The organism is Microbacterium sp. NPDC088619 (assembly GCF_044752825.1).
In the GTDB taxonomy this organism is placed as follows: domain Bacteria; phylum Actinomycetota; class Actinomycetes; order Actinomycetales; family Microbacteriaceae; genus Microbacterium.
Window position 1 is genome coordinate 584276 of the sequence record NZ_JBIVLZ010000002.1, and the last position, 18371, is coordinate 602646.

The 18371-nt window shown below is 68.9% G+C and carries 17 protein-coding genes and 1 tRNA gene; 13 read left to right on the plus strand and 5 right to left on the minus strand.

The annotated features are described in order from the left end of the window. Positions 1 to 3: 3 nt before the first annotated feature. The gene (locus ACIP5T_RS17390; RefSeq protein ID WP_400866230.1) at positions 4 to 1023 is read right to left on the minus strand and encodes a zinc-binding dehydrogenase; all 1020 of its coding nucleotides are present in this window, start codon (positions 1021 to 1023) and stop codon (positions 4 to 6) included. Positions 1024 to 1108: 85 nt separating this feature from the next. Between ACIP5T_RS17390 and ACIP5T_RS17395 the strand changes: the two genes are divergently transcribed. From ACIP5T_RS17395 to ACIP5T_RS17440, 10 genes are all read left to right on the plus strand, one after another. Next, positions 1109 to 2062, plus strand: a complete 954-nt coding sequence (locus ACIP5T_RS17395) for a LacI family DNA-binding transcriptional regulator (RefSeq protein ID WP_400866233.1) — start codon at positions 1109 to 1111, stop codon at positions 2060 to 2062. Next, complete coding sequence (locus ACIP5T_RS17400; RefSeq protein ID WP_400866236.1) at positions 2059 to 2901, plus strand: helix-turn-helix domain-containing protein; 843 nt, start codon at positions 2059 to 2061, stop codon at positions 2899 to 2901. Before ACIP5T_RS17395 ends, ACIP5T_RS17400 begins: the two co-directional genes overlap by 4 nt. Positions 2902 to 3066: 165 nt before the next feature. Beyond that, positions 3067 to 4128, plus strand: coding sequence for an ABC transporter substrate-binding protein (locus ACIP5T_RS17405; protein WP_400866239.1), 1062 nt, complete (start codon positions 3067 to 3069; stop codon positions 4126 to 4128). An 8-nt stretch (positions 4129 to 4136) separates the two neighbouring features. Next, positions 4137 to 5210, plus strand: a complete 1074-nt coding sequence (locus tag ACIP5T_RS17410; protein WP_400866242.1) for a FecCD family ABC transporter permease — start codon at positions 4137 to 4139, stop codon at positions 5208 to 5210. Beyond that, entirely contained in the window at positions 5207 to 6304 is a 1098-nt protein-coding gene (locus ACIP5T_RS17415; RefSeq protein ID WP_400866244.1) for a FecCD family ABC transporter permease, read from the plus strand. Before ACIP5T_RS17410 ends, ACIP5T_RS17415 begins: the two co-directional genes overlap by 4 nt. A gap of 11 nt (positions 6305 to 6315) precedes the next feature. Then, positions 6316 to 7104 (plus strand): ABC transporter ATP-binding protein, encoded by a 789-nt coding sequence (locus ACIP5T_RS17420; protein WP_400866247.1) that lies wholly within the window; start codon positions 6316 to 6318, stop codon positions 7102 to 7104. Then, entirely contained in the window at positions 7101 to 8750 is a 1650-nt protein-coding gene (locus tag ACIP5T_RS17425) for an ABC transporter transmembrane domain-containing protein (RefSeq protein WP_400866250.1), read from the plus strand. Before ACIP5T_RS17420 ends, ACIP5T_RS17425 begins: the two co-directional genes overlap by 4 nt. Then, positions 8743 to 10494: an ABC transporter ATP-binding protein gene (locus ACIP5T_RS17430; RefSeq protein WP_400866253.1), complete on the plus strand. Its 1752-nt coding sequence runs from the start codon at positions 8743 to 8745 to the stop codon at positions 10492 to 10494. The genes ACIP5T_RS17425 and ACIP5T_RS17430 overlap by 8 nt, the downstream gene beginning before the upstream one ends. Before the next feature lie 61 nt (positions 10495 to 10555). Next, a complete protein-coding gene (locus tag ACIP5T_RS17435) occupies positions 10556 to 10861 on the plus strand; it encodes a helix-turn-helix domain-containing protein (protein ID WP_400866255.1) in 306 nt (101 codons plus the stop codon). Continuing rightward, complete coding sequence (locus tag ACIP5T_RS17440) at positions 10854 to 12038, plus strand: type II toxin-antitoxin system HipA family toxin (RefSeq protein ID WP_400866258.1); 1185 nt, start codon at positions 10854 to 10856, stop codon at positions 12036 to 12038. Before ACIP5T_RS17435 ends, ACIP5T_RS17440 begins: the two co-directional genes overlap by 8 nt. A gap of 18 nt (positions 12039 to 12056) precedes the next feature. On the opposite strand, the gene ACIP5T_RS17445 is transcribed toward ACIP5T_RS17440, so the two are convergent. Beyond that, positions 12057 to 12132: transfer RNA gene (locus tag ACIP5T_RS17445), tRNA-Met, on the minus strand. 136 nt (positions 12133 to 12268) lie between these two features. Between ACIP5T_RS17445 and ACIP5T_RS17450 the strand changes: the two genes are divergently transcribed. Beyond that, positions 12269 to 13195 carry a hypothetical protein gene (locus ACIP5T_RS17450; RefSeq protein ID WP_400866261.1) on the plus strand — a complete coding sequence of 309 codons (927 nt, stop codon included), beginning with the start codon at positions 12269 to 12271 and terminating at the stop codon, positions 13193 to 13195. Here ACIP5T_RS17450 and ACIP5T_RS17455 read toward each other — a convergent pair. Beyond that, the gene (locus ACIP5T_RS17455) at positions 13192 to 14178 is read right to left on the minus strand and encodes a helix-turn-helix transcriptional regulator (RefSeq protein ID WP_400866264.1); all 987 of its coding nucleotides are present in this window, start codon (positions 14176 to 14178) and stop codon (positions 13192 to 13194) included. The two genes, ACIP5T_RS17450 and ACIP5T_RS17455, sit on opposite strands and share 4 nt — an antisense overlap. A 61-nt stretch (positions 14179 to 14239) precedes the next feature. Here ACIP5T_RS17455 and ACIP5T_RS17460 point away from each other — a divergent pair, with 61 nt between their 5' ends. After that, complete coding sequence (locus ACIP5T_RS17460) at positions 14240 to 15277, plus strand: ABC transporter ATP-binding protein (protein ID WP_400866266.1); 1038 nt, start codon at positions 14240 to 14242, stop codon at positions 15275 to 15277. Continuing rightward, positions 15274 to 16056 (plus strand): ABC transporter permease, encoded by a 783-nt coding sequence (locus tag ACIP5T_RS17465; RefSeq protein WP_400866269.1) that lies wholly within the window; start codon positions 15274 to 15276, stop codon positions 16054 to 16056. The genes ACIP5T_RS17460 and ACIP5T_RS17465 overlap by 4 nt, the downstream gene beginning before the upstream one ends. A 26-nt stretch (positions 16057 to 16082) precedes the next feature. Here the strand turns inward: ACIP5T_RS17465 and ACIP5T_RS17470 are convergent, their stop codons facing one another. Next, a complete protein-coding gene (locus ACIP5T_RS17470; RefSeq protein ID WP_400866272.1) occupies positions 16083 to 17474 on the minus strand; it encodes a DUF6716 putative glycosyltransferase in 1392 nt (463 codons plus the stop codon). Then, a complete protein-coding gene (locus tag ACIP5T_RS17475; RefSeq protein WP_400866275.1) occupies positions 17471 to 18343 on the minus strand; it encodes an N-acetylneuraminate synthase family protein in 873 nt (290 codons plus the stop codon). The genes ACIP5T_RS17470 and ACIP5T_RS17475 overlap by 4 nt, the downstream gene beginning before the upstream one ends. Positions 18344 to 18371 lie beyond the last annotated feature (28 nt).

The following is an 18371-nucleotide window of genomic DNA, read 5'->3' on the forward strand; positions in this document are numbered from 1 at the left end:
TCGTCACGGGAACGTGACGACGACTTTCTCGGCCGCGCCCGGAGTCGCCGCGAGCGCGAGAGCCTCCTGCACGCGATCGAACGGAATGCGATCGCTGATGATCAGTTCGTACTTTCGCCAGTTCGCGATGATGTCGTCGGTGACCTCGAAGATCTCGGTCGGGTATCCCATCGAGAGAACGACGGTGAGCTCGGTCGTCAGCAGCGCCCCGAAGTCGATCTCGACCGGCTTCTTGTGCACGGCGACGATTCCGAGGGTCGCCCCCTGCTTGGCCGCCGATGTCGCTGTGGCGATCACCGCGGGCGCACCGGCGGCATCCAGGTAGACATCCGAATCCGATCGCTCGCCCCGAATGCCGACGACCTGCGCAGCGGCACCGTGCAGCTCGACCAGACGCGCGAAGACATCCTCCTCAGCGGAGTTGATCACCGCGTCCGCGCCGATCATAAGCGCCTTCTCAAGCCGGTTCGGCACGATGTCGACGACGACGACGTGGCCGGCGCCGCGCGCCTTGAAACCGAGCACCGCGCCGAGTCCGATCGGGCCGGCTCCGAACACCACGACCTTGTCGCCGGGCTTCGACGCCGTGCGGTTGGTCGCGTGTCTCGCGACGGCCATGGGTTCGTTCAGCGCTGCCACCTCCCACGGGATCTCCTCGGGGATGACACGGAACTGCACCCCGGCGCGAGCGTCCTTCAGCACGATGACATCACTGAAGCCGCCCTGAGCGCCGCCGCTGCCGAGCAGCCCGTCGATCGTCGCCATGACATTGATCACGACGTGGTCGCCGACCTTCACATCGCTCACCTCGGCGCCGACCTCGATCACCTCACCTGCGGGCTCGTGCCCGAGCGGCGTGGCCCCCTGACGGGGCGGGATGCCGCCGTACATCGTGTACATGGCATCCGACCCGCAGATGCCGCACGCCTTCATCTCCACCAGCACGTCGCGGGGGCCCGCCGTCGGCTGCTCGACATCGAGCACCTCGGTGGTTCCTGGGCCCGTGATCACCACTGACTTCATGTCGCTCTCCCTCGATCGCGTCATCCGACTCGTCCGACGTGTTCCCGCCGTCACTAAACAACATTAGTGACTCTAAGCTATCCCCGTGGCTGGGAGTTCTCGCAAGACACCGACCATTCGGGATATCGCCCGGGTGAGCGGGGTGTCGGCGACCACGGTGAGCTTCGTCCTCAACGACACCGCAGGCCAGACGATCCCCGTCGGCACCCGTGATCGCGTGCGCAGCGCGGCGCAGGAGCTCGGGTATCCGATCACGCTCGCGCGCGCCCTGCGCGAAGGCACCACCCGCACGGTCGTCGTCGCCACCGGGGTACTCCCCCGGGGCACCGCGCTCGATTCCTTCCTCGACGGCCTCGACATCGAGCTCTCGCGCCGCGACCACTCCATCGCGGTGCTCCGAGCGACCGGCGATGCCCTCGCTCGCACGATCGACGCGATCTCCCCTCGAGCCGTCATAGACCTCGGCGCGATCTACGCGGGTGCCGAGAGCGACGGCCTCGACGGCGGATGGATCGACGGGCTCGCCTCGCACACGCTCACCCAGGTGGGTCATCTGGTGAACCTCGGCCACTCGTGTGTCGCCTTCGTCCGCCCCGCTGAGACGGGCGGCATCTCCGCGATGATCGGGCTACGGGAACGCCATCTGCAGGAGTCCGCTCGGGCGCTCGACATCGCCGCGCCCGCGACGATCGCGATGCCAGAAGATCCGGATGGCGGCGCAGGCGCCCTGAATGCGGCGATCTCCCGGGGCGTCACCGGTATCGCAGGCTTCGACGACGACTCGGCTGCACGTGTCCTGCGCGCAGCACGTCGGCTCGGCATCCGCGTTCCGCATGACCTGTCGGTCGTCGGCTTCGACGACGCCGGATGGGGGCAGCACACCGCTCCCGCGCTCACCACGGTGCGCATCGAGGCGGTCGACTACGGACGTCGCGCCGCACGCGGCATCCTCGGCATCACGGATCCGGATGCTCCGGCGCCGCACTCGTGGGTCGTCGAACGTGGATCGAGCAGCACGGCACCGCAGAGCACCACGTGAACTCCTACCGACCCGACGACTGGGATGCGAGCACGGAGCATCCATCGACGATCCGCGCGCCGTACGTGATGGGAACCGGCGTCGTCACCGGCGAAGACACCGGAACCCGCCCGCTCTCGCCTCCGCACAGTCATCCGGACGCGATGCTCGCGTGGTGCTACCGAGGCACCGTCTGGGTGCAACTGCGGGATGCCCTGTGGCGCCTCGCGCCGGGGCAGGGAGTCTGGATCCCGGCACACACTCCCCACACCGCGCGGCACGAGCGCGACTCGACCGGCTGCTACACCTACGTCTCGGACACCTCGCTGATCGCTCCGATCGACGAGGTCACGCAGGTGCTGGTGCCGCGAGCCGTGCAGGAGATGCTGCTGCACCTCGGCATCAACGACATGCCCACCGACCTGCGGGTGCGCATCCAATCGGTGCTCATCGAGATGCTCCAGCAGCCGTCCGCCGGCGCAGCCGACGGCTGGGGCGAGGTGCCGATGCCGGCCGACGAGCGCGTGCGACCGCTCGTGCAGGCGGTGCTCGCAGACCCGGGCGACCCGCGGAGCGCGCGCGACCTGGTCCTCACTCACGGACTCCACGAGCGCACCGTGCTGAGGATCTTCCAGAACGACGTCGGCATGACGTTCGGCCGGTGGCGCACGGGCGTGCGGATGACGCTGGCCGCCCGTCTGATCGTCGACAACACCCCCATCGGAGCAGTCGCGCACCGGTGCGGGTACGCCACCACCAGCGCGTTCTCTGCAGCATTCAAAGAGAGGTTCGGACTGACTCCGCGGCAGCACGTGGCACGCGTGCAGGCAGACCCCGCACACCAGCTGTATTGGCGATGACGCTCCCGGGATGACCACCGGCTGTCGTTTCTACGACACAAGTCGTCTGCCTGTCGACACTCGCGGCTCGATCTGCGTTCTAGCATCGAAGTGTTAGGGCATGCTTACCTAACTTCTCGCCGCGCGGACGCGGCATACCCCTCCCCCTTTCTCTGAAGGAGAATCATGACGCACGCTTCTGCGCGCCCGAAGACCCGCCGAGGTGCCGCCCTCGTCGCAGCCGCCATCGCCGCCACGCTCGCCCTCGCGGGGTGCACGGCCTCAGCCGACACCGACGAGACCGCCGCCGTATCGGCCGACGGCGTGGTCATCGAGCACGCCCACGGCGAGACCGTCATCCCCGAGAAGCCACAGCGCATCGTCACCCTCGGCTGGATGACCCCCGACATCGTCGCCGCCCTCGGCACCAACCCGATCGGCATGGAAGAGGTCTGGGGAGCGGACGAGAGCGGCTACCAGCCCTGGTTCGAGGACTTCGTCACCGAGGAGTACGGCGAGACGCCCGAGATCATCCCCTTCACGGAGGACGGCCCCAACTACGAGGCGATCAAGGCCCTCGAGCCCGACCTGATCCTGAGCCTCTACTCGGGCGTGACCGACGTCGAGTACGAGCGCCTTACCGAGATCGCCCCCACCGTGCCCTACATCGAGCGCGCCTGGGACCCGAGCACGTGGGAGGACATGACCCGCACGATCGGCAAGGCCATGTCGGAGGACGAGAAGGCTGAGGAGCTGATCTCCGAGACCGAGGACATGATCACCACGCTCGCCGACGAGCACCCCGAGTTCGACGACAAGACCTTCGTGTGGGGCCTGACCCTGAACGAGGGCGGAACCGACCTCGGCGTCTACCTCGAGTACGACCCGCGCGTGCGCATCACCGAGGCTCTCGGCTTCACCTCGACCTCGGCCATGGACAGCTTCCTCGCCAGCGCCGAGGGCGACAACTGGTACACCGGCGTCAGCCTCGAGAAGCTCTACGACGTGCAGGCCGACCTGTTCGCCGCGTGGGGCGGCAGCGTCGACGAGGGCGAGTACACCGTCGAGAACAAGGTCGTCTCCCGCTGGGAGCCGATCGAGGCGGGCTCCTACGTGATCTACGCCGACGACGCCGAAGCATCCGCGATCAGCGCACCGACCGTGCTCTCGCTGAAGTACATCCTGCCGAAGTACGTCGACGACCTCGCAGCAGCGCTGCAGGGCGAGCCGACGATCGCAGGCGAGTGATCCGAGAGATGTCCCTGGCGACGGAAGACGGCACGGACGTCTCGAACACAGACGCGGGGAGTCGGGCAGACGACTCCCCGCGTCGCAACGGGGCGCTGGTGGCGGGTCTGGTCGCGGCGACGCTCGTGCTGGCCGCCGCCACCGTCGCCTCGCTCGCGATCGGCAACCGTGCGATCGACCCGGTGACGGTTCTGCACGCCCTCTTCGCCTACGACGACGACAACCCGCTGCACCTGATGGTCATGGAGCTGCGCGTGCCCCGCACCCTGCTCGGCATCGTCGTCGGCGCCGCTCTCGCCGTCTGCGGCGGTCTGATCCAGGCCTTCACCCGCAACCCCCTGGCCGACCCCGGCATCCTCGGGGTGAACGCGGGCGCGTCGTTCGCCGTCACCTTCGTCGTCGGCATCCTCGGTCTCACCGCCCCCGGCGCCTACGTTCCCTTCGCTCTGCTCGGCGCATTCGTGCTGACGATGCTCGTCTACGCGCTGGGTTCGTTCGGACGCGCAGGCGCCACACCGATGAAGCTCACCCTTGCAGGGGTCGCGCTCGGCGCCGCGTTCACCGGGTTCACGACGGCCATCGTGCTGCGCGACCTCGGCACGCTGCAGGTCATGCGCTTCTGGGGAGTCGGATCCATCGGCGGGCGCACCCTCGACCAGCTCGCCTGGGCCGCACCACTCATCGCGATCGGCCTCATCATCGGACTGCTGTGCGCTCGCTCGCTGAACGCCCTGGCCCTGGGCGACGACCTGGCGCAGTCCCTCGGCGCACGCGTGCGCGTCACGCGTGTGCTCGTCATCATCGCGGTCACCGTCCTCGCCGGCACGAGCGTCGCCGCCGCCGGCCCCATCGCCTTCGTCGGCCTCATGATCCCGCACGTCGTGCGCTGGTTCACCGGGCCCGATCAGCGCTGGGTCCTCACGTACTCGATGATCATCGGCCCCGCCTTCCTGCTGGCCGCCGACATCCTCGGCCGCATCGTGCTGCCCAGCGGCGAACTGCGTGTCGGCATCGTCACAGCCCTCCTCGGGGCACCGATCCTGATCATCCTCGTTCGTCGCAAGCGGGTGAGCGGACTGTGATCATCGACCAGCGCCAGCGGCCCTCTCACGACCAGCAGGCGCCCGACTTCATTCCCGTCGACCATGGTCGACGCCTGTTCCGCATCGAGACCGCCCGCATCGCCGCACTCCTCCCGGTGCGCTCGGTCGTGGTCAGCGCGGTGCTCGTCATCGTCATCATCGCCGCCGGTCTCGCCTCGATGACGATCGGCGCCTACGAGGTCGACTTCCCCTCGGTCCTCCGCGCGGTCTTCGACCCGTCGTCCGACTCCGACATCCGCCAGGTGGTGTTCGAGTGGCGACTGCCACGCGTGCTGTTCGCGGTGCTGTGCGGTGCGGCCCTCGCTCTCGCCGGCGGCATCTTCCAGTCGCTCACCCGCAACCCGCTCGGCTCCCCCGACATCATCGGCTTCGGCGTGGGCGCCCAGTTCGGCGTGACCCTGATGATGGTCGTGCTCGAGCTGAACACCTACATGTTCAAGGCGGTCGGCGCCCTCGTCGGCGGCCTGTTCACCGCTCTGCTCGTCTACGTGCTCGCGCACAAGAACACGCTGTCGTCGTTCCGACTGATCATCGTGGGCATCGGCGTCTCGGCAGGACTGGGTTCGCTCACCTCGTGGATCCTGATCTCGGTCAGCGTCGAGAAGGCGATGATGGCGGCGACCTGGGGTGCGGGCTCGCTCGCCTCCCTCGGGTTCGACCAGCTGATTCCCGCCGCGATCGTCTTCGCGGTCGTGACCCTCGCCTCGCTGCCTCTGAACCGCACCCTGCCGGTGCTCGAGATGGGCGATGACGCGGCGACCGCCCTCGGCGTCAGCCCCGGACGCACGAGGATCGCCGCGATGGTGTTCGGGGTGGCGCTGGTCGCCCTCGTCACCGCCGCCGCCGGTCCGATCTCGTTCATCGCCCTCGCCGCCCCGCAGATCTCGCAGCGGCTCACCCGATCGAACACGCCGATGGGCACCGTGCCCGTGATGCTCACGGGCGCAGCGCTCGTCGTCGTGTCGGACACCGTCGCTCAGCTCGTCGCCGTGCCGGTGGGAGTCGTGACCGTCTCTGTCGGCGGAATCTATCTCGCCTGGCTGCTCGCCGCCCAATACGCGCGCCGCGCCTGAAAGGAACACCGATGACCACCTCGCTGCTGGCCCGCGACATCACGCTGAGCTACGGCGACACCCCGATCGTCTCGGGGCTGTCGTTGGAGGTTCCCGATGACTCGTTCACGATCATCATCGGGCCCAACGCGTGCGGCAAGTCGACTCTGCTGCGCGGCTTCGCCCGTCTGCTGCGCCCGAGCACCGGCACCGTGCTGCTCGACGGCGCCGAGCTGCGCTCCCTGAAACCGAAGGATGCCGCGAAGAAGCTGGGTCTCCTGCCCCAGTCCTCGATCGCACCCGACGGCATCACGGTCGCCGACCTCGTGGGCCGCGGCCGCTTTCCGCATCAGAGCGCGATGCGCACCTGGAGCAGCGCCGACGAGCGAGCAGTGTCCGAGGCGATGGCCGCCACCGGTGTCACCGACCTGTCTCGGCGCCTCGTCGACGAGCTCTCCGGTGGTCAGTGCCAGCGGGTCTGGGTCGCGATGGCTCTCGCCCAGCAGACCCAGCACCTGCTGCTCGACGAGCCGACGACGTTCCTCGACATCGCCCACCAGATCGACCTCATGGAGCTCTTCGCCGACCTGCACCGCAGCGGCACGACCCTGGTCGCGGTGCTGCACGACCTCAACCATGCCGCGCGCTACGCGACCCACCTCGTGGCGATGCGAGACGGGGAGATCGTGGCGCAGGGCGACCCGCGCGAGATCATCACGGCCGAGCTCGTCGAGGCCGTGTACGACCTGCCCTGCAGGGTGATCACCGACCCGGTCTCGGGAACGCCGCTGGTGCTGCCGCTCGGCAGGCGGACGCGATGACGACCACGCCCCGCCGGCTCTTCGCGATCGCGCTCGCCTCGCAGGGTCGGGGGTTCACCCTGACCGCGGCGACGACGCTGCTCATCGTGCATTCGCTCACCGAGGCGGCGATCCCGGTGATCATCGGCGCCACGATCGACCGCGCGGTGCTGCCGTCGGACCCGGCGGCACTCGCGTTGTGGCTCGGTGTGCTCGTCGGCATCTTCCTCGTGCTGAGCGCGAGCTACCAGGGCGCCTCCCGACTGATGGTCGGCGTGTACGGCTACGGCGAGCAGGCACTGCGGCACCTCGCCCTGTCGCGGATGCTGCGCCCTCGCCTCTCTCGTCGGGCGATGACCCCCGGCGAAGCGCTGACCTTCGTGACCTCCGACACCTATCGCGTCGCGGGCGTCGCATGGTCGGTCGCCCAGCAGTGCGCCACGATCGCGGCGATCGCGGGTGCAGCGGTCGCCATGCTCGTGATCTCGCCGATCGCGACGCTCGTCGTCTTCGCCTCGACCGTCGCCATGATGGTCACGATGCGGATCGTCTCGCGACCGCTCGACCGCCGAGGCGCCGCGGAGCAGCACGCCGCGACGGAGGCAGGCGCCGTCGCCGCCGATTTCATGTCGGGATTCCGGGTGCTCGTCGGCATCGGCGCGCGCGAAGAGGCGGTGCGGCGCTACATCGTGGCGAGCGACGCCAGCCGCATCGCGGCGACGACCGCCGGGCGATCGCTCGCCGGGTATGAGGCGGTGAGCTCCGTGCTCGCCGCGGTCGCCACGACGGTGCTCGCCGGCCTGTCGGCGTGGTTCGCCGCCGAGGGTCAGATCAGCATCGGCGAACTCGTGACCGTGCTCGGCCTCGCACAGTTCCTCAGCGGCTCCCTCGCATACGCCGGGTCGTTCCCCTCGAACTGGATCCACAAGCTCGCCTCGGCCAAGCGACTGGCGGAGATGATCGACACCGGCGACCTGCTCGACGCCCCCGCCGCGACCGCGCCGCTCGACCGCACCCGCCGAGCTCCCGAGGGCGTCGTTCTCACGTTCCGTCCGGGCCCCGAGGGCACGGCCCACATCGAGGTGCGGCGTGGTGACCTGCTCGGCATCCGTCCGTCCGACAGTGAAGAGGCCCGAGCTCTCTCCCGCCTCCTGGGCATGCGGACGCCGCCCGGTCGTGGCCGGATCGCGATCGCGGCAGACGGCTCCCTGCAGGACCTGAGCGGTCTGGATGCTGCTGACTACCGCCGACGCGTCGTCGCCCTGCCCCACCGCCACACGATCGTGAGCGGCACCATGCGCGAAGCCGTGCGCGGTCATGACACCGCGGCTGATCCGCGAGCAGAGCTGATCGCGGCCGCCGCTCTGCACGACACGGTCGCCGAGGTCGGCGGATGGGATGCGCAGGTCGGCGAAGCGGGCAGACGCCTCTCGGGCGGCCAGCGGCAGCGCATCGGACTCGCTCGCGCTCTGCACACCGACGCCGAGGTGCTCGTGCTCGACGAACCCACCTCGGCCGTCGACGCCATCACCGAGGCGCACATCGCCCACGCTCTCCACCGACTCGACCGCACGACGATCGTGATCAGCACCTCCCCTGCGCTGCTCTCGGTCTGCGATCGGGTCGTGGACCTCTCGGCCGACAGATCGGATGCCCGCGATGACTGACACCACGAGTCCCCTCCTGCCGATCGCGACCGGCGCTCGCGTGCGCATCGTCATCGGGATGCTGCTGCGGCGCCACCGCGGACGGGCGGTGGGCACGGCTGCGCTGTTCCTCATCGCATCCGCTCTGGGGATCGCACTCCCCGCATGCCTCGGTCGCATCGTCGACGCCGTATCGACCGATGCGGGTCTCGCCGTGATCGCAGGCTGGATCGGCGGCGCCGGCGTCGGCGCCATCGGTGCGGCGCTGGTGATGCTGTGGGCCGCACGGGTGCTCTCGGGGCTGGTTCAGGACATGCTGGCCGAGCTGCGCGAAGACGTGTTCGCCTCGGCGATGCGCCTGCCCGTGAGCACGGTCGACGACGGCGAGACGTCCGATCTGCTCTCCCGGGTGACCGGCGACGTCGACGCGGTGGCCGAGGCCGGGGGCGACGTCGTGCCGATGCTGCTCTCGGCGGGCTTCGCGATCGGGGTGTCGCTGGTGGCGCTGACGGCGCTCGACCCCTGGCTCGCACTCGCAGGGGTCGCGAGCGTGCCGTTCTACCTGCTGGGCACGCGCGCGTTCCTGCGGCGTTCGCGCGTGGTGTTCCGCGAGGTCCGAGTGCGTGAGGCCGCCCGAAGCCAGGCCGTGCTCGAGGCCGTCGAGGGCATCGAGACGCTCACCGCGCTCAACGAACAGCCTCATGCTCTCGCCCGTGTCGAGGCGCGGGCGGAGGACTCGATCAGGATGCAGATCGAGGGCGTCCGGGTGCGCAACAGACTCTTCCGCTGGATCAACGGGGGCGAGCTCGTGGGACTGGGTGCGATCCTCGCTGCCGGGTTCCTGCTGCACGCGAACGGTGCGATCACGGTCGGGATGGTGACGACGGCCGCGCTCGTGTTCCACCGCCTGTTCGATCCGGTCGGCCAGCTGATCTTCGGTCTCGACGACATCCAGCGTGCGGCGATCGGACTCGCGCGGCTCGTGGGAGTGATCGACCTCGCTCCGACGAAGGCCGCGCCGTTGCCTGCGCCCGTCGCACCGCGCACCGCTCCGGTCGGGATCCGGCTGCAGGATGTCGGCTACCGATATCCGACCACGGGTCGTGGGGTCGACGGAGTCACTCTTCAGGTCGAGCCCGGCACGACAGCCGCGCTGGTCGGCTCATCGGGCTCGGGCAAGAGCACGCTCGCCCGGGTCATCGCCGGTCACCATGCGCCGACGTCCGGCCGCGTGCGCCTCACTCCGGAGGGGGCGGACCCGTACTACGTGTCGCAGGAGCTGCATCAGTTCCGCGGCACGATCGCCGACAACCTGCGTCTCGTCGCGCCCGATGCGAGCGACGAGGAGATCGCGGCCGTGCTGGAGGCGGTCGACGCGGAGTGGGCGGTGGCGTCGCTGACATCGGCCGATGCGGGTGCCCGTCTCGACGAGGGCCGGATCCAGCAGCTGGCCATCGCTCGAGCGCTGCTCGCCGACCCTGCTGTGGTGATCCTCGACGAGGCGACGGCGGATGTCGGGCTGCATCACCGCGGCGCGGTCGAAGCGGCGATCCGCGTGCTGCGTCGGGATCGGACCACCGTGCTGATCGCGCATCGGCTCGAACCGGTGTCGACCGCCGAGCAGATCGTCGTCTTCGAGGGCGGCCGCGCGATCCAGCGTGGAACGCACGACGAACTGCTGGCGACAGAGGGGCTCTATCGCAGCTTCTGGCTCGCGCAGGCGGAACGAGCGCCGATTCGCACCGTGTCGTCGGTGCACACTTAACATCAATCTAGGTTTATCTTAAGCACTTTTAGATAAAGCTTGCTTCATCTAAACTTGCCCCATGTCGACGACACCCATTCCCGTGAAGCGCTCCCTGCGCGCGATCGGCGAGAATCTCGCGAATCAGCGAAAGCTCCTCGGGCTGACTGCGAAGATGGTGGCGGAGCGGGCCGGAACCACGCCGCCGACGATCAGCAAGCTCGAGAACGGCGACGGCACGACTATGGAGATCATGCTCCGCGTCATGCGGGTTCTGGGGCTGATGGATGCTGTCGTGAGCGCGACAGATCCGTTCACCACTGAACGCGGCCGACTGCTTGTCGACGAGAAGCTCCCCGAACGCGTCCGCGTGCGCACCGATGACTGATCAGTACGAGGTGACGACGGTCATCGGACGCACCGAAGTGCTTGCGGGCAGGATCTACCGCACCCGATCTTCCGGCTCGTTCGAGTACGACTCCGCCTACCTGCGAATGCGAGAAGCCTTCGCGCTGTCCCCTGCATTGGGATTGTTCCCCGGTGCCCAACCGCTGCTTCCGGTCAACCCGTTCAGCGATTCCGCCCCGGACACCTGGGGGCGGAAGGTCCAGAATCGGGCGTCCGGCCGTCGACTCGACGAGCTCACCCTCATGTTCGGTGTCAACGATGAAGGCCGTCAGGGCGCGACGCGCTTCTGGGCAGACGGCGTCGCCGTGACCTCTGGCGATGGGGTTCCGGTCGATGCCGATCTGTCTGACATCATCCACGTCGCCGATCAGATCGAGCGCGGCGAGACGGACATCGACGATGTCGGAGTGCGGCGCCTGTTCCGAGCGACCGGATCGTTGGGCGGTGCCCGTCCGAAGGCGAATGTGCGGATCGGAGCCGACCTGTGGATGGCGAAATTCCCCAAACCCGTCGGCGATGACTGGAATGTGATCGCGTGGGAGGCCGCCACGCTCGACGCGATGAGCAAGGTCGGCATCGACACTCCTCGCCACAAGACGAAGAGCGTGGTCGTCGACGGCGCTGAGCGCACCGTCCTGTTCCTTCAGCGATTCGATCGTCGGGACGACGGAACCCGTATTCCCTACATCTCCGCGATGACGGCCCTCGAAGCCGCAGACGGCGAGAGAGGGGACTGGGTCGACGTCGTCGACTTCGCGCAACTCTCCGGATCGGACACGACCGAGTTGTGGCGGCGAGCGGTATTCGGCGCACTCATCGGCAACCTCGATGATCATCTCCGAAACCACGGGTTCCTCCGCCGTGCCACCGACTGGAAGCTCGCTCCCGCATTCGACGTGAATCCCGAACCGCTCGACGACGGTGACGAGCATCAGCTCGCGCTTCTGGGAAGCCGTGACCTCGGGCTCGACTCGTTCACGTCGAAGGATGCGCTCAGCCTGTTCCAGGTCAAGCGCCCAGCGGCGCGGGCGTTCCTGGGGCGCCTGCAGCCGGTTCTCGCGGAGCTGCCTCAGTATGCAGCCGCGCGCGGCGCCGACACCCTCTCGGTGCGAGTGATGGCTTCCCGGATCGACGCGGCAGTCAACGCACTGGAGTGACCGTCCTCGTTCAGCAAGTGGACGCGACGGCGGGAGTCGAACCCGCAACGCCTTCAGGTATGAACTGAGGCCCGGGACCGCCCGGATCGCCGCGATGGGAATGACGCTACCCGGCCGTGACCGGGAAGGCGAGGATCGTTGCGGGGATTGACAGAGTGAGTCCGCGCATGACATGAACCGTCACGCCGCGTCACACGCCGGCGTCCGACGCGCGGTGTAGCGTCGCGAACATGGCAGCCGTTGACAGCCCCGCGACGACCCCGCAGAAGACCCATCGCCACCTCCGCCTCTCGCTGGTGCTGATCGTGTTCGCGCTGCTCGTCGGCGTCGCACTGCAGAGCGTCGTCGTGATGTGGGAGCCACTGATGTTCGGGTGGAATCCGCTGCACTCGATCAGCCACGCGATCTACACTCCGGCCCGCGACGTCTTCGTCGGCGCGCTGCTCGCGGTCTCCGTCGTCCTGCTCGCTCTCTCCGGGCGCAGTCGCGCGACGACTCTGCTCGACGTGTGCGCCGTCTTCGCGCCGCTCATCGCGATCGTTCCGACCGGGCTGGCCGACACTCGTGCGGTCGGTCACATTCCGTGCCCGGTCGCCACGGACTGTATCCCTGCGGGATACGTCGGCAGCGCCAAGGCCGGGATCGCGGTCTACGCCGTGGTGGTGGTGGCCGTGGTGATCACGACGGCGGTGATCCGCCGCCGCACGCGCACCCCCAACCGGGCAGCCGTGCTGGTGTCGGCGATCGCGCTCGTCACGGCCGCAGTGGTCACGGCCCTCGCGTTCGCGCCGGCGCTCAACGAGCACTTCCCCTTCAATTTCTGGCCCGTGAACAGCATCCACTTCGTCGTCACCCTGATCTTCTTCGGTGTGTTCGCGGCAGTTCCGATCCTCTATTCGCGCGGCCCGCTCGACCCCGGAGAGACCCCGCCCTCTCCTCGCCAGCGGTCGATCTATCGATGGATCACGGGGCTGCTGATCGCCGACCTCGTACTGCTGGTCGCCGCAGTCGTCTTCCGCCAGGTCTTCGGCGAGACACCGGTCGTCCTCATCGGCGAGGCTGTCGCCCTGGTCCTGTTCGCGGCGTTCTGGTGGGTGCAGACGTTCCAGCGGTGGAACGACCCGGACCCGCCGTCGATCGCCGCGCCCCGCTCCTAGGCGCTCGGCTCGGGCGCAGGCGCATCGAGGGCCCGCAGCAGCCGCTCCACCGACTCCCTGAGTTCCGCCCGATGCGGCTCGGGGAAGCTCGTCGTGTAGTCGACTCCCTCGGGGATCCACAGAAGCGCGTACATCGCCTCACGCCAGTCCGAGCCGCCGAACGGCCAACGCGTGCGGTCGTCGCCCTCGGGCGTCGCCCCCTCCGACCACGGTCCGAACATGTCCTGCATCTCGGGGAACGGCAGCTGCATCACGGCATCCGCCTCGATCTTCTGCGGCGACCACGACGCGGCGATGAGCACACGCTCGTCGACCTCTTCAGTGGTGATCTCGCGTCGGGTGAACAGCACCCTGGTGTGCTCGACCGAGACGATCCGGTCGACGCGAAACGTGCGCCAGTCATCACGATCGAGGTCCCAGCACAGCAGGAACCACTTGCGGCCGGAGGGAGCGAGCGCGTGCGGCTCGACCCGACGGACGCTCTCGGCGCCGGCCCCGTCTACGTAACGCATCCGCAGACGTTCATGGTCGCGGGTCGCGAGAGCGATCTCCCCCAGCACGACAGGCGAGACGACCGGCGCATCACCGATGCGCGGCGGCTGCACGGCGGCGGCGAGCGCGTTGACCCGCTGACGCAGCGCCGACGGCAGCACCTGCTCGAGCTTCGCGAGCGCCGTCAGGGTCACCTCCGCTCCGCCGACGAGCTGCTGCGTCGCCGCGACGCGAAGCCCGATCGCCATGGTCACCGCCTCGTCATCCGTGAGCAGCAGCGGGGGCACGGCGCTTCCGGCCTCGAGACGGTATCCGCCCGCAGCGCCGGGCGTCGACTCCACCCGGTACCCCAGCTCCCGCAGCCGATCGACATCGCGGCGCACCGTGCGCTCGGTGACGCCGAGCCTGCTCGCGAGTTCCGTGCCGGGCCAGTGCCGGTGCGTCTGCAGCAGGTTGAGCAGAGAGAGGGCTCGGGTGGTGGTGTCGGACATGTCTCCAGAATCTCAGAGATTGCGGACAGGATGTGTCCTGGTTGGTTCGTACTCTCTGAGCATGTCGAACGAATCCATCATCGAAACCGAAGGCCTCACCAAGGTCTTCACCGTCAAGAAGACGTCGGTCGAAGCGGTCACCGACCTCTCCTTCACTGCGGTGCGCGGCGAGCTCGTCGCGTTCCTCGGTCCGAACGGCGCGGGCAAGTCCACGAGCCTGCGGATGCTGACGACGCTCATCCCGCCGACCTCGGGGACCGCCCGCGTCGTCGGCCACGACATCCGGACGGATGCTGCAGGAGTGCGCGCCCGCATCGGCTACGTCGGGCAGCTCACAAGCGGCAGCTTCTCGCAGCGGGTGCGCGATGAGCTGCTCAGCCAGGGCGCGTTCTACGGCATGAGCCGACGCGACAGCATCCGTCGCGCCGATGAGCTGATCGAGTCGCTCGATCTCTCCTCTTTCGCGACCCGCACGGTTCAGCAGCTCAGCGGAGGGCAGAAGCGCCGGCTCGACATCGCGCTCGGCCTCATGCACGCGCCGCCGCTGATCTTCTTGGACGAGCCGTCGACCGGCCTCGACCCGCAGAGCAGAGCCAACCTGTGGGAGCACATCCTCGACCTGCGCACCCAGCACGGCACGACCGTCTTCCTGACCACGCACTATCTCGAAGAGGCCGACCGGTATGCCGAGCGGGTGATGGTCATGGACAAGGGCCGCATCATCGCCGACGACGACGCGACAGCGCTCAAGGCGACGCTTGCCGGAGACGTGCTCACCTTCGGGTTCGCGAACGACGCCGATGCCGCTGATGCCCGCGCCGTCGTCGCTCGTCTCAGCGCAGCGGCGGTGTCGCTCGACGGCGACTCGCTGTCGCTGGCCGTGCCGGACGGCGACCGGCTGCTGCCGGTGATCGTTCGCGAACTGGATGCCGCCGGCATCCTCGTGCGTCGAGCGACCGGCGTCCCGCCCACCCTCGACGACGTCTTCCTCGCCCTGACCGGGCGCACGCTGCGCGAAGCAGGCGAAGGCAGCGCCGATGCATCCGAATCCGACGCCGCGACAGGGGCCGAGAACGACAAGACAGGAGTCCTCTCATGACCACCACGACCGACACCCTCGTGCGCGCGAACCTCGTGCGCGACACCAGGAACGTGCTGACCCGCGAGCTCAAGCCGGTGCTGCGCGACCCGTTCACTCTGATCTTCAGCCTGCTGCAGCCGCTCGTGTTCCTCGGCCTGTTCGCGCCGCTCCTGATAGGCGGTTCCGGTCGACCGGCCGGAGAGACCCTCGCCTGGTTCGTGCCCGGCGTGCTCGTGATGATCGTGCTGTTCGGCACCGGGGCGACGGGTTCGAACCTGCAATACGAGATGATGACCGGCTCGCACGAGCGCACTCTGGTCGCTCCGCTCGCCCGATCATCGCTGCTCGTGGGTCGCGCACTCAAGGAGATCGCGCCCATCGTGGTGCAGGCACTGATCATCGTGCTGATCGCGTGGCCGTTCGGATTCGCGATCAACGTGCCTGGCCTGCTCATCGGGCTCGCGCTTCTGGCGGTCTTCGGCGTCGGACTCGGATCGCTGTCTTACTCGCTGGCGTTGGCCACGAAGGACCGCGAGTGGCTGTTCTGGGGAGTCCAGCAGTCGCTGATCTTCCCGCTGCTGATCCTCTCGGGCATGCTGCTGCCGCTCGACGACGGCCCCGCCTGGATGCGGGCGGTCGCATCGGTCAACCCGGTCAACTGGGTGGTGCAGGCCGAACGGGCGCTGTTCGGCGGCGACCTCGGCGACCCGACAGTGCTCTGGGGCTGGGTCTCGGCTCTCGCCGTCGCCGCCGTCGGACTCGTGGTGGGAGTGCGGGCGATCCGTCGCAGCAGCTGATGCGGCAGCGACTCGATCCGGCGTGATCAGCGCCGGATCGAGTCGTGGAACGGGTTCGGCTCCAGCGTGAAGTCGGTGCTCGCGTCGGCCCAGGTCGCTCCGTCGCCGGATGAGCGTCCGCGGCGCACCGCAGCGAGCAGGGTCGTCGCGGGCACTCCGAGGGCGAGCGCAGCGGTGCCGCCGAGCGTGCGGTCCTTCGAGCCGAGCACACTCGCGCGGTGCCATGCCTCGTGCAGCTTCCCTCCACGGGCGGCGGGGACGAGCTTCGCCGGCAGAGCACCGGCCCGGCGCAGAGCGACGAGCTGCTCGACGTGGTTCCACCAGGTCGACTCGGCCGCCGGGTGGAAGTAGTTGTCGCGCAGCCAGGCAGGGTGCGGATGCCGGAATCGACCGGCCACGACCTCGTTGCGCCCGCCGAGAAGGCCGCTGCCGACGAAGACGGTGTTGAGCAGGCTCTTGCTGACTCCGAACGAATCGAGCGCGATGACGGGCACACCGAGCGCGACTGCTTCCACGGCCGCGGTCGAGCTGACGGTGACGAGCCCCGCGGCCGTCGACAGCGCGGCAGCCATCGAAGAGTACGACACGACGAGGTTGTCCGGTCTCCGGGTCGGCAGCAGCTCGAGATAGGGGTCGCGCTCGAGGTGGGTCTCGGACTCCCCCGGACGCGAACGCAGCTTGATGACGACTCGGCGGCTCGGGTCGGCCTCCGCGGCGCGCACGAGGGTCGCAGCGATCTCCGCCCGTTCTTCCCGGCCGACCGGTACCAGGGCCTGCGCAGCGAACACGACGTCGGTGGCCGGCATCCGCACGGCGCTCGGAGCCGGCGGTCGGTCAGCGATGAGGGTGCCTGCAGGGTGCCCCGCGTCGGCGGCGAGCACGCGGGCACGGTCGGCGGCGAGCATCCGCGATCGAGAGCGGGCGAACGGCAGCGTGGCCAGCGCCGTCGGCACCTGCACGCCGATCCGCCGGCCCAGCTCGGCGAACGCACGTTCCTCACGATGCGAGTGCACGACGAGCAGGTCGGCGTGACGGCGGTAGTCCAGGGCGCCGCGCTGCGCAGGGATCGCCATCCCCGGCAGGCCGGCGACGACAACCGGGCGGTGCGAGAGCGCGTCGATCAGTCGCCCCATCAGTCGCACGAACGGCCCGCGTCCGGCGAGCAGGACCACATCGGGTCGCTGCCCCTCGAGCCACGCGGCGGCCTGCCCGAACCCGATGCGGGTGACGTCGTCGGCCAGCATCCCGGTGCCCGCCAGCGCCGTGCGCTGCTGATCGACGCTCGCGGTCAGCGGCGTCTGCACCAGCAGCAGATGCGAACGGATGCCGGGCACACTGCCGAGCAGCGATGCCGACCATTTCACGAACGAGTCCGCGTCGGCGATCGCGACGACCCGCAGTGCGCCCGATGCGGTCATGCCGAGACGCGACGCAGCTTCGCCATGGGCGCACGCTCGCTGTCGAAGACGCGCTTGACGCCATCGCCCAGAGCCGTCTCGATCACCCGGATGTCGCGCACGAGGTGCTCGAGGCCGGTGGGCTCGAGGGACGCCGCGTGGTCGGAGCCCCACATCGTGCGATCGAGCGTGATGTGGCGCTCGACCGCGACGGCGCCGATCGCGACGGCGGCGAGAGAGATCTGCAGACCGCGCTCGTGACCCGAGTAGCCGACGGGGATGCCGGGGTAACGGTCGCGGAGCGTGGCGATCGCCCGGAGGTTGGCCTCTTCGGGCTCGAGCGGGTAGGTCGACGTGGCGTGCATGAGCACGACGCGGTCGGTGCCGAGTGTGGCGAGGGCCCGGTCGATCTGCTCGATCGTCGACATGCCCGTCGAGAGGATGATCGGCTTGCCCGTCTCGCGCAGGGCGACGAGCAGCTCGGTGTCGGTCAGGCTCGCCGAGGCGACCTTGTGCGCCACGACGTTGAGGTCTTCGAGGAAGCCGACGCTGGGCACGTCCCACGGCGACGCGAACCAGTCGAGTCCGAGCATCGTGGCGTGGTCGCCGATGGCGATGTACTCGTCGCGGCCGAATTCCACACGGCGGCGGTAGTCGAGGTAGCTCATGGTGCCCCACGGCGTCTCCCGCGGAACATCACGCATGTGCTCGGGGGTGGAGATCTCGGGGGTGCGCTTCTGGAACTTCACGGCGTCGGCCCCCGCCTTCGCCGCCACGTCGATCAGGCGCTTGGCGATGTCGACGTCGCCGTTGTGGTTTAGGCCGATCTCCGCGATGACATAGGCGGGGTGGCCGCCGCCGATCACGCGTGAGCCGATGCTGACAGTCATGGTTCCTCCGGTCGTCGAAATGGCCTTC

What these genes read in the sequence shown, in the direction of transcription:
- ACIP5T_RS17465 (WP_400866269.1), top strand. Translation starts at nt 15,274, where the DNA reads ATGACCACCACGACCGACACCCTCGTGCGCGCGAACCTCGTGCGCGAC.
- ACIP5T_RS17410 (WP_400866242.1), top strand. Translation starts at nt 4,137, where the DNA reads ATGTCCCTGGCGACGGAAGACGGCACGGACGTCTCGAACACAGACGCG.
- ACIP5T_RS17420 (WP_400866247.1), top strand. Translation starts at nt 6,316, where the DNA reads ATGACCACCTCGCTGCTGGCCCGCGACATCACGCTGAGCTACGGCGAC.
- ACIP5T_RS17470 (WP_400866272.1), bottom strand. Translation starts at nt 17,474, where the DNA reads ATGACCGCATCGGGCGCACTGCGGGTCGTCGCGATCGCCGACGCGGAC.
- ACIP5T_RS17405 (WP_400866239.1), top strand. Translation starts at nt 3,067, where the DNA reads ATGACGCACGCTTCTGCGCGCCCGAAGACCCGCCGAGGTGCCGCCCTC.
- ACIP5T_RS17390 (WP_400866230.1), bottom strand. Translation starts at nt 1,023, where the DNA reads ATGAAGTCAGTGGTGATCACGGGCCCAGGAACCACCGAGGTGCTCGAT.
- ACIP5T_RS17440 (WP_400866258.1), top strand. Translation starts at nt 10,854, where the DNA reads ATGACTGATCAGTACGAGGTGACGACGGTCATCGGACGCACCGAAGTG.
- ACIP5T_RS17460 (WP_400866266.1), top strand. Translation starts at nt 14,240, where the DNA reads ATGTCGAACGAATCCATCATCGAAACCGAAGGCCTCACCAAGGTCTTC.
- ACIP5T_RS17455 (WP_400866264.1), bottom strand. Translation starts at nt 14,178, where the DNA reads ATGTCCGACACCACCACCCGAGCCCTCTCTCTGCTCAACCTGCTGCAG.
- ACIP5T_RS17450 (WP_400866261.1), top strand. Translation starts at nt 12,269, where the DNA reads ATGGCAGCCGTTGACAGCCCCGCGACGACCCCGCAGAAGACCCATCGC.
- ACIP5T_RS17475 (WP_400866275.1), bottom strand. Translation starts at nt 18,343, where the DNA reads ATGACTGTCAGCATCGGCTCACGCGTGATCGGCGGCGGCCACCCCGCC.
- ACIP5T_RS17425 (WP_400866250.1), top strand. Translation starts at nt 7,101, where the DNA reads ATGACGACCACGCCCCGCCGGCTCTTCGCGATCGCGCTCGCCTCGCAG.
- ACIP5T_RS17435 (WP_400866255.1), top strand. Translation starts at nt 10,556, where the DNA reads ATGTCGACGACACCCATTCCCGTGAAGCGCTCCCTGCGCGCGATCGGC.
- ACIP5T_RS17430 (WP_400866253.1), top strand. Translation starts at nt 8,743, where the DNA reads ATGACTGACACCACGAGTCCCCTCCTGCCGATCGCGACCGGCGCTCGC.